This window comes from Cupriavidus campinensis, assembly GCF_905397395.1.
GTDB classification, from domain to species: Bacteria; Pseudomonadota; Gammaproteobacteria; order Burkholderiales; family Burkholderiaceae; genus Cupriavidus; species Cupriavidus campinensis.
This window is the reverse complement of record NZ_CAJPVH010000010.1, coordinates 64,331-79,047: the sequence shown is the minus strand read 5'-3', so window position 1 is coordinate 79,047 and position 14,717 is coordinate 64,331. Positions and strand designations below refer to the sequence as shown.

Annotated in this window: 12 protein-coding genes and 1 riboswitch; of the genes, 5 read left to right on the top strand and 7 right to left on the bottom strand. The window is 65.7% G+C overall.

What is annotated here, in order from left to right; all coding sequences use genetic code 11:
- Window positions 1–55: 55 nt before the first annotated feature.
- A riboswitch (TPP riboswitch) is annotated at window positions 56–157 on the bottom strand.
- A gap of 224 nt (window positions 158–381) precedes the next feature.
- Window positions 382–2,058, top strand: a complete 1,677-nt coding sequence (locus tag KHO18_RS08950; RefSeq protein WP_211943038.1) for an acyl-CoA dehydrogenase family protein — start codon at window positions 382–384, stop codon at window positions 2,056–2,058.
- A gap of 3 nt (window positions 2,059–2,061) precedes the next feature.
- Here KHO18_RS08950 and KHO18_RS08945 read toward each other — a convergent pair whose 3' ends face one another.
- The 4 genes from KHO18_RS08945 to KHO18_RS08930 all read right to left on the bottom strand — a co-directional run bounded on the left by KHO18_RS08945 (window position 2,062) and on the right by KHO18_RS08930 (window position 5,064).
- Window positions 2,062–3,528: a T6SS phospholipase effector Tle1-like catalytic domain-containing protein gene (locus KHO18_RS08945; protein WP_211943037.1), complete on the bottom strand. Its 1,467-nt coding sequence runs from the start codon at window positions 3,526–3,528 to the stop codon at window positions 2,062–2,064.
- Entirely contained in the window at window positions 3,525–3,992 is a 468-nt protein-coding gene (locus KHO18_RS08940) for a DUF3304 domain-containing protein (RefSeq protein WP_211943036.1), read from the bottom strand. The genes KHO18_RS08945 and KHO18_RS08940 overlap by 4 nt, the downstream gene beginning before the upstream one ends.
- Window positions 3,993–4,060: 68 nt before the next feature.
- On the bottom strand, window positions 4,061–4,537 hold the full coding sequence (locus KHO18_RS08935) for a DUF3304 domain-containing protein (RefSeq protein ID WP_211943035.1): 477 nt from the start codon (window positions 4,535–4,537) through the stop codon (window positions 4,061–4,063).
- 59 nt (window positions 4,538–4,596) lie between these two features.
- On the bottom strand, window positions 4,597–5,064 hold the full coding sequence (locus tag KHO18_RS08930) for a DUF3304 domain-containing protein (protein ID WP_211943034.1): 468 nt from the start codon (window positions 5,062–5,064) through the stop codon (window positions 4,597–4,599).
- Window positions 5,065–5,490: 426 nt separating this feature from the next.
- Here KHO18_RS08930 and KHO18_RS08925 point away from each other — a divergent pair, with 426 nt between their 5' ends.
- Entirely contained in the window at window positions 5,491–7,035 is a 1,545-nt protein-coding gene (locus KHO18_RS08925) for a methyl-accepting chemotaxis protein (protein WP_211943033.1), read from the top strand.
- Between the two features lie 12 nt (window positions 7,036–7,047).
- Here KHO18_RS08925 and KHO18_RS08920 read toward each other — a convergent pair whose 3' ends face one another.
- Entirely contained in the window at window positions 7,048–8,739 is a 1,692-nt protein-coding gene (locus tag KHO18_RS08920) for a GMC family oxidoreductase (protein ID WP_211943032.1), read from the bottom strand.
- Window positions 8,740–8,959: 220 nt separating this feature from the next.
- Here KHO18_RS08920 and KHO18_RS08915 point away from each other — a divergent pair, with 220 nt between their 5' ends.
- The gene (locus KHO18_RS08915) at window positions 8,960–10,363 is read left to right on the top strand and encodes a coniferyl aldehyde dehydrogenase (protein ID WP_144199148.1); all 1,404 of its coding nucleotides are present in this window, start codon (window positions 8,960–8,962) and stop codon (window positions 10,361–10,363) included.
- Between the two features lie 31 nt (window positions 10,364–10,394).
- On the opposite strand, the gene KHO18_RS08910 is transcribed toward KHO18_RS08915, so the two are convergent.
- Both KHO18_RS08910 and metK read right to left on the bottom strand, forming a co-directional pair.
- Window positions 10,395–11,288 (bottom strand): Kdo hydroxylase family protein, encoded by an 894-nt coding sequence (locus KHO18_RS08910; protein WP_144199150.1) that lies wholly within the window; start codon window positions 11,286–11,288, stop codon window positions 10,395–10,397.
- 131 nt (window positions 11,289–11,419) lie between these two features.
- A complete protein-coding gene (gene metK / locus KHO18_RS08905; RefSeq protein WP_211943031.1) occupies window positions 11,420–12,583 on the bottom strand; it encodes a methionine adenosyltransferase in 1,164 nt (387 codons plus the stop codon).
- 335 nt (window positions 12,584–12,918) lie between these two features.
- Here metK and KHO18_RS08900 point away from each other — a divergent pair, with 335 nt between their 5' ends.
- Together KHO18_RS08900 and KHO18_RS08895 are read left to right on the top strand one after the other, a co-directional pair.
- A complete protein-coding gene (locus KHO18_RS08900; RefSeq protein ID WP_211943030.1) occupies window positions 12,919–13,815 on the top strand; it encodes a lysophospholipid acyltransferase family protein in 897 nt (298 codons plus the stop codon).
- Entirely contained in the window at window positions 13,812–14,705 is an 894-nt protein-coding gene (locus tag KHO18_RS08895) for a lipid A biosynthesis lauroyl acyltransferase (RefSeq protein WP_211943029.1), read from the top strand. Before KHO18_RS08900 ends, KHO18_RS08895 begins: the two co-directional genes overlap by 4 nt.
- Window positions 14,706–14,717: the final 12 nt, after the last annotated feature.

The window sequence follows — 14,717 nt, the reverse complement described above, 5'->3', positions numbered from 1 at the left end:
GAGCCCGCTGCGCGGCAGCGCCGGCGGCGAGGTCCCATTGCGGGACAGAAGCTGTTCGGTATTCAGTGAAACTTCCCACGCCGGTACTAGCCGGATCGGGTTCGAAGGGACTCTCTCAGCCGCACGGCCCATCCGTACGGCACCCCTGTTTCATCCAACGGGGTGAATTTAAGCACAAGCCCCCGCCCGGCGCCACCCGGAATTTTGTTGCGACTGCCGTGCGCCAAGGTATCGACTGGCCGATGTTGCACTGCACGATAGCCGACGATGTGGCCACTCCAGCGCATTTGCCCGGGGAATGCGCGCGTTTCCCGAACACGGCAGTTGCCGTACCATCGGCCGTACCATCGACGCAGCCTGCCCGATTGCCAAGGAGCCGCCATGCCTGCCGTGCCCGATTCCTCCGCCGCGACCCACGCCGTGTTCAATCAGGTGCCGGACCTCTCCGGCTACAACCTGTTCGAGACCGACCCCGGCCTGCGAGCCGCGCTGGAACGGCTGGGCGGCGGCTGGCACGCCGGCGCGCTCGGGGCCTTCGGCGCCCGGCTCGGCGACCCCGAGGTGCAGGCGTGGGCCGCCGACGCCAACCGCCTGACGCCGGAACTCCACACCCACAGCCGCACCGGCGAACGCATCGATGCGGTGAGCTTCCATCCGTCCTGGCACGCCCTGCTCGGCCTGCTGCGCGGCCAGCAGCTGCAGGCCCTGCCCTTCGCCCAGCCGCGCCCGGGTGCGTGGGCCGCGCGCACCGCCGGCTACTTCCTCCAGGCCCAGGTGGAATCGGGCTCGCTCTGCCCCACCACCATGACACTGGCCAGCATTCCGGTGCTGCGCAAGGAACCCGCGCTGTTCCGCGACCTGGAACCCCGGCTGTATTCGACCGAGCACGACGCCCGCGACCTGCCCTGGCGCGACAAGACCGCCGTGATGATCGGCATGGGCATGACCGAGAAGCAGGGCGGCTCCGACGTGCGCGCCAACACCACCGTCGCCCTGCCGGTGCGCGGCGAGGGCCGGGGCGCCGAGTACGCGCTGACGGGCCACAAGTGGTTCTTCTCCGCGCCGATGTGCGACGCCCATCTGGTCGTGGCGCGCATGGGCGGGCCCGAGGGGCCGCTTTCGTGCTTCTTCGTGCCGCGCTTCCGCGACGACGGCAGCAAGAACCCGATCGAGATCCAGCGCCTCAAGGACAAGCTCGGCAACCGCTCCAACGCGAGCAGCGAGGTCGAGTTCCGGGGCGCCACGGGCATCCTGATCGGCGAGGAAGGCCGCGGCATCCCCACCATCATCGAGATGGCCACCAACACTCGGCTCGACTGCGTGATCGGCAGCGCGGCGCTGCTGCGCGCGGCGCTGGTGCAGTCGCTCCATCACGCGCGCCACCGCATGGCGTTCGGCAAGCTGCTGGCCGACCAGCCGCTGATGCGCAACGTGCTGGCCGACCTCGCCCTGGAGTCCGAAGCCGCCACGCAGATGATGATGGCCCTCGCTCACGCCTTCGAGCATGCCGAGGACGACCCGCTCGCCGCCGCGTGGAAGCGCGTGGTCACCCCAGCCGCCAAGTTCTGGATCTGCAAACGTGCGCTGGAAGCCACCGGCGAGGCCATGGAGGTCTGGGGCGGCAACGGCTACGTGGAGGAAGGCCCGATGGCGCGGCTCTACCGCGAGGCGCCGGTCAATTCGATCTGGGAAGGCTCCGGCAACGTGATGTGCCTGGACGTGCTGCGCGCCCTGCAACGCAACCCCGACGATGGCGCGCGGATCCTGCACGAACTGGCGCGGCTTTCCAACGGCAACGCGGCCGTGCGCGCGGAACTGGCGTCGCTGCAGGCCATGCTGTGCGAACCGGCCGAGCAACTCGAAGCGAGCGGCCGACGCTTCGCGCAGGGCCTGGTGCTGACCGCGCAGGCCGCGCTGATGATCGCGCATGCGGACTCGGAATCGGCCGAACTGTTCGTCGCCAGCCGCCTCGGGCGGCAGCACGGCCGCGTGTTCGGCACGCTGGATGCCGATACCGTCACATTGCAACGCGTGGCCAAGCGGACGTGGCCGGTCTGATTCCTATAGAGCGGCAAGCGCAGGAGTCGCCGCTGGCACGACCGACATCGCCACGATATCGCGCGGCGACAAATAGCCGCCATTGCCGACCATCATGAATCCCGCCCGCGAGTCATGCACATATTCGTCGAAGAAGCGGATGAGATTGGGCGACAGGTCGGGCGGGTTGCTCCACGCCTCGAAGTAGGCGGATTCCCTTTCGGTCAGCACCGGCGGCGCGCGATGTTCGTGTTCGTAGCGCATCGCCAGATGCCAGCGATAGGTATCGGGATACCGGCGCTGCATATCGGCGACCCAGGCGCGATCCGCCAGTTGAGCGGCATCGCGTTCGAGATAGGCGTAGGACTTCCGGATCCGGTCCATCTCCGCATCGCCGCCGATATTCGAGGCTTGGCACCGACTATAGACATCGCACGGGCTGGTCTTGTAGCGGGATTTCAACCACCCGTAGTACAGCCGCACATGGGCCAATATCTGCGCCTCGCGTGATTCGTGGGTCGGGATGGCCGCCATATATTCGTCGTACAGGGCTTTCAGGTCCGCGCTGTATTCGAAGAGCGCATGAACATCCGGAGTCAGGAGCAGGGGCGGCGTAAATGGCACGCCGGCAATGGCCGCCTCCAGCCGCATGCGATTCAGCGGAATGCGGGCCAGCATGTCGGATCTCCCCTGCTCGTCAGGCCGATATCCGCCGCCCACGTCGGAATGCACGCCCGGCATGGCGATTTCCTCGCAGTGCTTGAGACCGGCATCGACGGGCGTCAGCGGGAAAAAGGACCGCAGTTCGTGCGTGGCGTAGTGATGGACGCAGCGTTCCACCTGCTCGGGAATGGACATCCACATGTCCGGATGCAGGTTTTTTCCCGGCAGGCCGACCGATTCGACGGTATCGAAAAGGCCCAGGAACCGGATATGCAGCGGTGCGGATTCGCCGTCAAGGGCAGTCTCGCAAGGCCAGTGGAGTATGCCATCGCGCATTTCGCACTTTTGGATCAGGCGGTTGACGAAGGCCCGCGCGAGGGCGGCGCCTCGGGAAAATCCGAAAACGGCGATGTCGATGCGCGTGACGCGGTGGGTGTATTTGAGGAGCCTGGATAAATCACCCTCTGCTTTAGCCAGGCGGACGTCGGCACCCAGACCCATTCCGCCGCCAAGCGTCTCGCTGTCCCGGACCTGCTCCAACCAACTCGCGTTGCTCGGATCGAGCGGCGTGCCGATGCCGGGATAATATCTACGGAAGATTGATGGTTCATCATCGCAATGCCCCGCGAAAAGTCGCGCAATATTGGAAAGCTTTCCCAGCGGGGCATCAATAATTCTATTATTATCGGTACCATCGAAAAAGAAACTGAACCAGGGACGCTGTTCACAGGTCGAGCAGGTCACAAAATCGTCAGGGTAAAGAATAGTATGGGTTTTCAGGGCCCGGTGAAAAGTATCATCAGAGTCGTGAATGCTGTCTTGCATCATTCCCCCTTACGGCGCATGATTCGTTTTCCTGAGAACGCAGCATCAGTGCGCGGATTGGCGGGATACCATTTTTTTCCCTCTACAAATTCCGCCTCAACCTCGTGATCCTCAAAAAATCTAATAATCAAGTATCCCTCCGGTTTTGATTCAGTAGAGGGTTCACCGATAATGACGACATCTTTGCTGTATGTTTTCCATTGCGGACGCAGATCGTGAAAAGCCCCAATTTTCCATACGATCTTGATACGTTGACCTATGTCCGGCAGTCTGGCGCAGCAGTCGCCCGAGCTCGCGCCCCCCAAGGAGAACGGTTTCACCTGCGTGCCACCAATCCCATAATGTTCACCGCCGAGCTTCCTGATTGAATACTCATGAATGTAGTCTTCGGTATAATTGACAGAATTTGCACCGATAGAGATCGTAGTCGCCGGCGCAACAGCGCACCCGCTAATCGCGACTGCCATGGCAAGCATTGCCGACGATCGGACAACCCGTCTCGACACACTGATATATCTCAACGTCCAATCCTGCATCACTCCCCCTTACGCCGCATGAGCCGTTTTCCGGAGAACGCAGCGTCAGTGCGTGGATTGGCCGGATGAAATTTCTCCCTTTGTACAAACTCCGCCTCAATCTCGTGACCTTCGAAGAATCGGATAATTAGATACCCCTCTGCATTTGCCTTACTTGGGGCCTCACCGATAATAACCACGTCTTTGCTAAACGTTTTCCAGTGCGGACGCAAATCGTGAAACTGCCCAACCTGCCATTCAACCTTGATAGATCGGCCTACACCGGGTAGCCATACGCAGCAGCCACCGGTACCTGCACTTCCCCAGGAAAAGGGCTTCACTTGACCACCGCCAATACCATAGGGCTCACCGCTAAGCTTCATGATTGAGTAGCGGTGGATGTAATCTTCCGTGTAGTTAACCGATTTTGCGCGAGCATCGATAGAATTATCTGGCGCAACAGCGCACCCGCTAATCGCGACTGCAATGGCAAGCATTGCCAACGATCGGACAACCCGTCTCGACACACTGATATATCTCAACGTCCAATCCTGCATCACTCCCCCTTACGCCGCATGAGCCGTTTTCCGGAGAACGCAGCGTCAGTGCGTGGATTGGCCGGATGAAATTTCTCCCTTTGTACAAACTCCGCCTCAATCTCGTGACCTTCGAAGAATCGGATAATTAGATACCCCTCTGCATTTGCCTTACTTGGGGCCTCACCGATAATAACCACGTCTTTGCTAAACGTTTTCCAGTGCGGACGCAAATCGTGAAACTCCCCGACCTTCCATTCAACCTTGATAGATTGACCTATACCTGGCAACCAGACGCAGCAATCGCCTGAGCCTGCGCCTCCCCGGGAAAACGGTCTCACCTGACCACCGCCGACCCCGTAGCGTTCTCCGCTAATTCTCAAGATTGAATAGCGATGGATGTAATCTTCGGTGTAATTCACCGATTCAGGGCTGACAAAGATGCGGCTTGTGGGCGCAACAGCGCACCCGCTAATCGCGACTGCCATGGCAAGCATTGCCAACGATCGGACAATCCGTCTCGACACACTGATATATAAAACCTGACAATCTGACGCCCTTCGGCCCGTCAGCAACGCAGATGGACGAGCCATCCGTGGTAAGAAAAATCCGAGAAAAGATGAATGCCGCCTCATGAAATACCCCTCCTTTGCGATACGCACATGCGCAAGAGGCATATCAGGCTCTTTCAGATCCGATTAAACAATCGTAAAAATGTGATTTTTGATATATCCGGGGATCTCAGCGCAGTGGGGGCATGGCCGGACATCGCACGCCGGTTGCTGCGGCGCATCGAAAATCCCTTCAACCCGTGAGAAACCGGTCGTAAACGTTGAGGCGACGGGCTACGAGCCTGCCTGCACTTCAGTCGCCACCAACGAGCACTGCGATAAAGCATGTGCCGTCCACACCCCATGAATATCACCCAACGCCTGCTTCTTACGCTTTCCATCGCCGTACTCTCGCTGCTGTTCCTCGGAATCGGCGGCATCTGGCAACTCAACCAAGCCGAGAAACGACTCGAGTACTTCAACTCGAACACGCTGGCCAGTGTGCGGCACCTGAATATCATCAGCGACGCCGTGGCCGGTCTGCGCGTGAGCCTGTACCGCCATGCGGTCACCGATGACGCCGCGGCCAAGAAGGAGGCCGAAGCCGACATCGCCAAGGCCAGGAAGCGCCTCGACGAAATGGCGGCGCTGTACGCCCGCGAGGATATCTCGGACGAGACCGACAGCAAGCTGCTGGAATCCGGCAAATCCGCCATCAAGCGGTTCGTCGACCAGTTCCCCGCTTTCCTCGATCGGTCCAACAACAACGACCATAGTGCGGTCCAGCAAATGCTGACGCCCGGCAGCGAGCTGTTCCAGGCATCGGCGGCCCTGCGCAATGCCATCGACGAACACATCGCGTACAACACAAAGCTCGGCGACGACGCCGTGGTGGCGAACAAGGCGCAGCACACCCGCACCGTGTGGACGTTCGTGAGCGTCATCGTCGCCGTCGTGGCGTTCACCGTCTTCATGGCCGTGTCGCTGTATCGCCGCATCAGGCACAGCCTGGCCGATATCCAGGGCACGCTGGAACACGTGAGCCAGACGCTGGACCTGGATCATCGCGCGTCGGTGGCGCGGATGGACGAGATCGGCCAGACCGCGCAATCGTTCAACACGCTGATCGAGCGCGTGGCGCAGACCCTGCGCGAGGTGCGCCAGTCCACCGATTCCGTCAGCGTGGCCGCCGGGCAGATCGCGGCCGGCAATGTGGACCTGTCGTCGCGCACGGAGCAGCAGGCGGCGTCACTGGAGGAAACCGCGTCGAGCATGGAAGAGCTGACCACCACCGTGCGCCAGAACGCCGAGAACGCGCGCCAGGCCAGCTCGCTGGCGGCCAACGCCGCCGAGGTGGCCGACGCCGGCAACCAGGCCGTGCAGCAGATGGTGGATACGATGGGCGCCATCAGCGGCAGCTCCGAGCGCATCGCCGAGATCACCAACCTGATCGAGGGCATCGCCTTCCAGACCAACATCCTGGCGCTGAACGCCGCCGTGGAAGCGGCCCGCGCCGGCGAGCAGGGCCGTGGCTTCGCGGTCGTGGCCGGCGAGGTGCGCAGCCTGGCGCAGCGCTCGTCCAGCGCCGCCAAGGAAATCAAGGAGTTGATCGAGGCCTCGGTGACCACCGTGCGCACCGGCTCCACCCAGGCCGAAGGCGTGGGCGGCACGATGACCGAGATCCGCCAGGCCGTGAAGCGCGTGTCGGACATCATCGCCGAGATCGCCGCGGCCTCGCAGGAGCAGAGCGCCGGCATCGAGCAGGTGGGCCACGCGGTGGGCCAGATGGATCAGGTCACGCAGCAGAACGCCGCGCTGGTCGAGGAAGCCGCCGCCGCCGCCCAGTCCCTGGACGAGCAGGCCGGCAAGCTGCGCGACTGCGTGGGGCAGTTCCGGATGGCCGGCTGAAGTCGACTGGCTTCAGTCCGCCGCCACCCCGGCGACCGACTCACGGATGCGCAGCGTCACGCGCGGCGCATAGCGGATCAGGTCGTGGGCGCGCTCGCCGATCATGATGGCGGGCGCGTTGGTATTGCCGCCGACCAGCGTCGGCATGATCGACGCATCGACCACGCGCAGCCCCTCCACGCCGCGCACCCGTAGCTGCGGGTCCACCACCGCCAGCGGGTCCATGCCCATGCGGCAGGTGCCCACGGGGTGGTAGATCGTGTCCGCCTGGCGGCGGATCAGCGCGCGCACGGCGTCATCGTCGCTGCCATCGAGCCGCAGGTCCGCCGAATACAGCTCCCGGCCGCCAAACGCGGCCAGCGGGGGCTGGTCGAAAATGGCGCGCACGATGCGCAGCCCGGTGACCATCCCTTCCATGTCTTGTGGATCGGACAAATAGCGCGGATCGATGGCCGGCGCCTCGCGCATGTCCGCCGACACCAGCCGCACCACGCCCCGGCTGCGCGGCCGCAGCAGGCAGACATGGCAGGAATAGCCATGCCCGCGATTGACGCGGCGCATGTGGTTGTCCGCCATCCCCACCACGAAATGCAGTTGCAGGTCCGGCTCGTCGAGGTCCGGGCGGCTGCGCACGAAGGCGCCCGCCTCGGCGAAATTCGACGTCATCATGCCGGCGTTCTCGCGACGGTAGCGCCGCATCTCGGCCAGCAGCCGCCAGGCCCCGGCCAGCGAGACGCCGAACAGCGCCGTGGCCGCCACGCGCTTGTGCAGGATCACGTCGAGATGGTCCTGGAGGTTCTCGCCCACGCCGGGCAGGTCATGCACCACGGCCACGCCGTGCCCGCGCAGGTGCGCCGCCGGGCCGATGCCGGACGCCATCAGCAACTGCGGCGAGCCGAACGCGCCGGCGCTGACGATGACCTCGCGGCGCGCGCGCAGCACCACCTCGGCCCCATCGCGCCGGGCCAGCACGCCCACCGCGCGGCGCCCTTCGAACAGGATCCGCAGCACCTGCGTGCCGGTCAGCACATGCAGGTGCGAGCGCCCGCCGTTGCAGGCGCGGTCGCGCACGTTGCCGCCGTGCAGGTAGGCGCGCGCGGCGTTCCAGCGCTCGCCGTTGTGCTGGGTCACCTGGTACCAGCCGGCGCCCTCCTGCTCGTCGCCATTGAAATCGTCGTTGCGGGGCAGGCCGGCCAGTTCGGCGGCATCGATGAAATGCTGGCCGAACGGGTTGGGCGAGCAGAGATCGCTGACGTGGAGGGGGCCGGTGCCGCCGTGCAGCGGATCGTCGTCGTGGCCGGCCACGCGGGCGTTGCATTCGGCGCGGCGGAAGACGGGCAGGACATCGTCCCACGACCAGCCGTCGCAGCCGGCGGCGGCCCAGCCGTCGTAGTCGGCCGGGCGGCCCCGCATATAGATCATGGCGTTGATCGACGATGACCCGCCCAGGCCCCGGCCGCGCGGCTGGTAGCCGCGCCGGCCATCCAGCCCGGCCTGCGGCACGGTCTCGTAGCCGTAGTTGCGGCGGCCAGCGCGCGGCAGCATCGCGCCACATCCGGCGGGTGTGCGCACCAGCACATGGTGATCGTGGCCGCCGGTTTCGAGCAGGCCGATGGAGTCGGTGCCGCTGTCGGCCAGCCGGCCGGCGAGCGCGCAGCCGGCCGAGCCGGCCCCCACGACGAGATAGTCAAAGATCGCTTCCATCTGTCTCCCCGCCTGCCTGTGTTCCCGGGCCACCGCGAAAATCCAGTGTAGGCGCTGGGGCCGGCGGAATGAAGCCGGGAACGACCCGCGCCGGCACGCAGCGTTTGGGGGCCGTCCTCCATTGCGGGAACGGGGCGGCTGGCTTATGGTGCGCGATGGTGCGCGAGGGTCATGCGCCATCCCCAAAGCAGCCCCGCCAGGACAGCCAGGAGACCGCCAGATGAGAGAAGTTCCCGCCATGTCATCGGTGTTCGGCGCCATGCGCGCGGCGTCGCGGCACGACCAGACCCCGCCGTGGGACGTCCGCGCGGACCGCCTGCGCCGGCTGCGGCAGCTCGTGAAGACCCACCACGACGCCATCGCCGCCGCCATCAGCGCCGACTTCACCAACCGGCCACCGCAGGAAACCGCGCTGCTGGAGGTATTCCCGAGCCTGGCCGGCATCGATGACGCACTGCGGCACGGCCGGCGCTGGATGCGCGTGCGCCGCGCCCGCACCGGCCTGTGGTTCCTGCCGGGCCGCTCGCGCCTGATGCCGCAGCCGCTCGGCGTGGTGGGCGTGGTGGTGCCGTGGAACTATCCGCTCTACCTCACCGTGGGCCCGCTCACCGGCGCGCTGGTGGCCGGCAACCGGGCCATGGTCAAGCTGTCCGAATACACGCCGCGCTTCTCGGCGCTGTTCGCCCAGCTGGTGCAGGCCAGCTTCGCGCCGGACGAGGTGTCGGTCATCAATGGCGATGCCGAGGTCGCCGCCACCTTCAGCGCCCTGCCCTTCGACCACCTGCTGTTCACCGGCTCGACCAACGTCGGCCATCACGTGATGCGCGCCGCCGCCGCCAACCTCACGCCGGTGACGCTGGAGCTGGGCGGGAAGTCGCCGGCCATCATCGGCCCGCATGCCGATTTCGACCACGCCGTGGAGCGCATCGTGGTGGGCAAGCTGCTCAACGCCGGCCAGACCTGCATCGCCCCGGACTACGTGCTGCTGCCCGAGGACCAGCGCGACCGCTTTGCCGAGGCCGCGCGCCGCTGCGTGAACCGCCTCTATCCGGATCTCGCCCGCAACCCCGACTACACCAGCATCATCAGCCCGCGCCATTTTGGCCGGCTGGTGTCGATGATCGACGCCGCGCGCGCGGCCGGCGCCGGCGTGGTGCCGCTGACCGATGCCATGCCGGACGCCGACGCGCGCCGCCTGCCGCCCGTGCTGCTGACGGACGTGCCCGGCGATGTGATGGCGATGCAGGAGGAGATTTTCGGGCCGGTGCTGCCCGTGGTGACCTATCGCACCGTGGACGAGGCCATCGGCTTCGTCAATGCGCGGCCCCGGCCGCTGGCGCTCTATCTGTTCGACCGGCGCCGCGACGTGGTGGACCACGTGATGCGCCAGACCGTGGCCGGCGGCGTCACCATCAACGACACGCTGTTCCACATCGCCCAGGACGACCTGCCGTTCGGCGGCGTGGGCCCGAGCGGCATGGGCGTGTACCACGGCCGGGCCGGCTTCGAGACCTTCTCCAAGCTCAAGCCGGTGTTCCATCAGGCCGGGCTGAACGGCGCCGGCCTGCTGCGGCCGCCTTACGGCAAGCGTTTCGCGTCGATGCTGAAGCTGTTGCTGCGCTGAATCGGGTCCGCTCGGGGACGCTCGGGGACGCTCAGGCCGCCAGCATCGGCTTGCCGAGCATGCGCGCCAGCACCGCCTCGGGCGAGTGGGTGTGGTCGCTGATGGCTGCCGGGTCGAGGTAGATGGTCTGCTCCATCATCGCCCGGCCGCGCATGGCGGCGTGGAGCAGTTGGTCGCTGAACACGATCCAGGTGGCGCCGGGCGGGAAGTGGAACTCCTGCTGCGGCACGGTCTTCTGGTAGTCCAGGTCGGCCTTGGCCAGGTCGTGCAGTTGAAGCATGCGGTGGTCGTACTCGGACCGCGCGCGCTTGGTGATGTGAAGCTGCTTCATCAGCCACGCCTGCCCCGGCCACATGCCATGCGTCTTCGGCACGAAGCGGGCAGCGAAGTCCGCGAACGGCTCGCCCACGCGCCACACGCGCGGCGCGGCGGGGTCGATGTTGTGGAACACGCGCAGCAGGCGCTTGCCCAGCATCGGATTGGACGGGAACGAATCCACGTGCAGGCGGGTGTCGTCCTTGCGCCAGCTCACCGGACGGCCGGCGATCTCGCTGGGCCGCAGCGAGGTGCCCGCACGTGTCATATGCGTCACATATTCCGGGAAGAGCGTGTGGATCAGCGTCTCGCTGGCGTCCGCATAGCGGCGGATCAGCGCGTAGAGATCGGCCAGGTCCTGCTCGCTGCCCACGGCGCCGCGCACGGCGCGGTCATCGGCGCGCAGGTTGATGTTCTTCGACTTGCCGTCGGACCAGCGGGCATCGAGGAAGCGCTCCTCGCCGGGCTGGAAGCGGAAATTCAGGTTCGGGAAGTACAGCACGGCGCCCTGCTCCAGCTGGCGGCGCAGGTCGGCGCGCACCTCGGGGGTGACGTCGGGCGCCCATTCGGTATAGGGCTGCGTGCGGATCAGGTTCAGCGGGGTCGTCATGGCGTTGGCGTGGAGGTCCGGTTGCCCCGGATTCTACTCCGCGGCCAGCCCGGTGCCACGTGGCGCCCAGATAACAAAAAACCCCGCGGGTCCCGAAGGACCGGCGGGGTTCCTGACTGCCGGGCGACCGATTACAGGCCGGCGGCGGCGCGCAGCACAGCGGCCTTGTCGGTGGCTTCCCACGAGAACTCCGGCTCCTCGCGGCCAAAGTGGCCGTAGGCGGCGCTCTTCTCGTAGATCGGGCGCAGCAGGTCCAGCATCTGGACGATGCCCTTCGGGCGCAGGTCGAAATGCTCCTGCACCAGTTCGGCGATCTTCTCGTCCGAAATCTTGCCGGTGCCTTCCGTGTACACGGTCACGTTGATCGGGCGGGCCACGCCGATGGCGTAGCTGACCTGCACCTGGCACTGGCGCGCCAGGCCGGCGGCGACCACGTTCTTGGCCACGTAGCGGGCGGCGTAGGCGGCCGAGCGGTCGACCTTCGACGGATCCTTGCCCGAGAACGCGCCGCCACCGTGCGGCGAAGCGCCGCCGTAGGTGTCGACGATGATCTTGCGGCCGGTCAGGCCGCAGTCGCCCTGCGGGCCGCCAATCACGAAGCGGCCGGTCGGGTTGACCAGGTACTTGGTGTCCTTGAGCATCGCGGCCGGCAGCACCGGCTTGATGATTTCCTCGATCACGGCTTCGCGGATCTGGGCCTGGGTGATGTCCGGGGCGTGCTGGGTCGACAGCACCACGGTATCCACGCTGTGCGGGCGGCCGTCGACGTAGCGCACGGTGACCTGCGACTTGGCGTCCGGGCGCAGCCAGGACAGGCGGCCGTCACGGCGCAGCTGCGACTGGCGCTCCACCAGGCGGTGGGCGTAGTAGATCGGGAACGGCATCAGTTCGGGCGTCTCGTCGCAGGCGTAGCCGAACATCAGGCCCTGGTCGCCAGCGCCCTGGTTCAGGTAGTCGTCCGAGGCGCGGTCCACGCCCTGGGCGATGTCCGGCGACTGCTTGTCGTACGCCACCAGCACGGCACAACCCTTGTAGTCGATGCCGTACTCGGTGTTGTCGTAGCCGATGCGCTTGATGGTGTCGCGGGCGACCTGGATGTAGTCCACGTTGGCCGTGGTGGTGATTTCACCGGCCAGCACCACCAGACCGGTGTTGCAGAGCGTCTCGGCCGCCACGCGGGCGTACTTGTCCTGGGCCAGGATGGCGTCCAGGACAGCGTCCGAGATCTGGTCGGCAACTTTATCGGGATGGCCTTCGGAGACAGATTCCGAAGTGAACAGGAAGTCGTTTGCCACGAGCTTGTTTCTCCAAGGTTTGCCAATATTGGCTGTGAGTCGGCTATTGCGTGCCACCCTCGGGAAACGATGCGGCGACGCTTTAGCGGTATTTTCAGACCGCTCTGGAGAGAGCGGCATCGCCCCGCAAGTTGTCAGTTAACTCGGCGATACAGGCTATTATACGCGCCTGCCGCGTGCGCTGCAGCACGCCGCGATGCGCGGGAATGGCGCGCCGCACAGTGCACCGCGCGCACGGATGCGCCAGGACGTATAGCCGGTACGATACCGTGCCTGCCTCGCCCGCGATTCCCCGTCGACAAGCCTTTTTTGCCCGTATTTCCACGTTTGGCCCCATGACCTTTATCTTCTGGCTCATCTCCCTCCTGCCCCTGCGCGTGCTGCACGCCATCGGCGGCGCACTGGGCCTGCTCGTGGCGCGGCTGCCGGGCCGCTATGGCCAGCGCCTGACCAAGAACTTCCGCCACGCCTACCCGGACGCCACCGACGCCATGCTGGCCGAGGCCGCGCGCGCCACGGGCCGGCTGATCATCGAGATGCCGTACTTCTGGAGCCGCAAGACGCTGGACGCCACGCTCTATAACTTCGACGAATCGCTCTGGCCCACGCTGAACCGGCTCCAGATGCAGGCCAACGGCATCATCATCCTGACCCCGCACCTGGGCTGCTTTGAAGTGCTGCCGCAGTCCCATGCGGTGCACCGCCCCGTGACCGTGCTGTACAAGCCGCCGCACCAGCAGTGGCTGCGCGAGTTCATCGAACGGATGCGCAGCCGGCCGGGCATCTCGATGGCGCCGGCCACGCCGCGCGGGGTGCGCATGCTGGTCAAGGCGCTCAAGCGCGGCGAGGCCGTCGGCATCCTCCCCGACCAGGTACCAAGTGCCGGAGACGGCACCTGGGCGCCGTTCTTCGGCAAGCCGGCCTATTCGATGACGCTGGTGCACCGCCTGCACCGGCTGACCAACGCGCCGGTGGTCATGATGTTCGCCGAGCGCCTGCCCAAGGGCGCCGGCTATGTCGGCCACATGCGTCTGGTGGGCTGTGGCGGCGTACTGGCCGCCGAGGTGGACGCGGCCGCCGCCCAGATCAACCGCGCGGTCGAGGAGTCGATTGCGATGGCGCCCACCCAGTACCTCTGGGGCTACAACCGCTACAAGCAGCCCACCGGCGCCCCGCCGCCGCCCGACCTGACCAGCCAGCCGCAGGCGGCCACCCAAGAATCCATCCAATGAGCCGAATCTTTACCTGGCTCGGCATCGGCCTGCTGACCGTGCTGGGCAAGTTGCCGTATCCGTTCGTCGCGCGCTTCGGCGAAGGGCTGGGCGGCCTGCTCTACCGGATTCCGAGCGGTCGCCGCGAGGTGGTGCGCGCCAACCTGCGGCTCTGTTTCCTGGAGAAATCCGAGGCCGAGATCGACGAGATGTCGCGCGAGACCTTCCGCCACATCTTCCGCAGCTTTGCCGAGCGCGGCATCTTCTGGACCGGCAGCGAGGCCCAGATGCGCCGCTGGGTGCAAATCGACGACCAGGCCAACCTGGTGGCGCTGGACGGCAAGCCCCATATCCTCGTCACCATGCACCTCTCGGGCGTGGAGGCCGGCGCGATCCGGCTGACCATCCACCTGCGCGACCACGTGGGCCGCTCGGGGGCCTCGCTGTATACCAAGCAGAAGAACGCGCTGTTCGACGATTTCCTGAAGCACGCGCGTGGCCGCTTTGGCGCCAACATGATCTCGCGCAACGACAGCGCGCGCGACATCCTGCGCTGCCTGAAGAAGGGCGAGGCGCTGCAACTGATCGCCGACATGGACTTCGGCGAGCGCGACTCGGAATTCGTGCCGTTTTTCGGCGTGGAGGCGCTCACGCTGACCTCCGTGTCGCGGCTGGCGCGGCTGACCGGCGCCAAGGTAGTGCCGATCTATACCGAGATGCTGCCCGACTACAAGGGCTATGTGCTGCACATCCTGCCCGCCTGGGAGGACTACCCCGGCGATAGCGTGACCGACGACACGCGCCGCATGAACGCCTTCTTCGAGGACGCCATCCGCCCGCGCGTGACCGAGTACTACTGGGTGCACAAGCGCTTCAAGCATCGCCCGCCCGGCGAGGCGGAGATTTACTAGCTACAATCCGAG

What these genes read in the sequence shown, in the direction of transcription:
- KHO18_RS08920 (WP_211943032.1), bottom strand. Translation starts at nt 8,739, where the DNA reads ATGGAAGCGATCTTTGACTATCTCGTCGTGGGGGCCGGCTCGGCCGGC.
- KHO18_RS08895 (WP_211943029.1), top strand. Translation starts at nt 13,812, where the DNA reads ATGAGCCGAATCTTTACCTGGCTCGGCATCGGCCTGCTGACCGTGCTG.
- KHO18_RS08930 (WP_211943034.1), bottom strand. Translation starts at nt 5,064, where the DNA reads ATGGCAGTCGCGATTAGCGGGTGCGCTGTTGCGCCCACAAGCCGCATC.
- KHO18_RS08900 (WP_211943030.1), top strand. Translation starts at nt 12,919, where the DNA reads ATGACCTTTATCTTCTGGCTCATCTCCCTCCTGCCCCTGCGCGTGCTG.
- KHO18_RS08925 (WP_211943033.1), top strand. Translation starts at nt 5,491, where the DNA reads ATGAATATCACCCAACGCCTGCTTCTTACGCTTTCCATCGCCGTACTC.
- KHO18_RS08915 (WP_144199148.1), top strand. Translation starts at nt 8,960, where the DNA reads ATGAGAGAAGTTCCCGCCATGTCATCGGTGTTCGGCGCCATGCGCGCG.
- KHO18_RS08935 (WP_211943035.1), bottom strand. Translation starts at nt 4,537, where the DNA reads ATGCTTGCCATTGCAGTCGCGATTAGCGGGTGCGCTGTTGCGCCAGAT.
- KHO18_RS08940 (WP_211943036.1), bottom strand. Translation starts at nt 3,992, where the DNA reads ATGGCAGTCGCGATTAGCGGGTGCGCTGTTGCGCCGGCGACTACGATC.
- KHO18_RS08945 (WP_211943037.1), bottom strand. Translation starts at nt 3,528, where the DNA reads ATGATGCAAGACAGCATTCACGACTCTGATGATACTTTTCACCGGGCC.
- KHO18_RS08950 (WP_211943038.1), top strand. Translation starts at nt 382, where the DNA reads ATGCCTGCCGTGCCCGATTCCTCCGCCGCGACCCACGCCGTGTTCAAT.
- KHO18_RS08910 (WP_144199150.1), bottom strand. Translation starts at nt 11,288, where the DNA reads ATGACGACCCCGCTGAACCTGATCCGCACGCAGCCCTATACCGAATGG.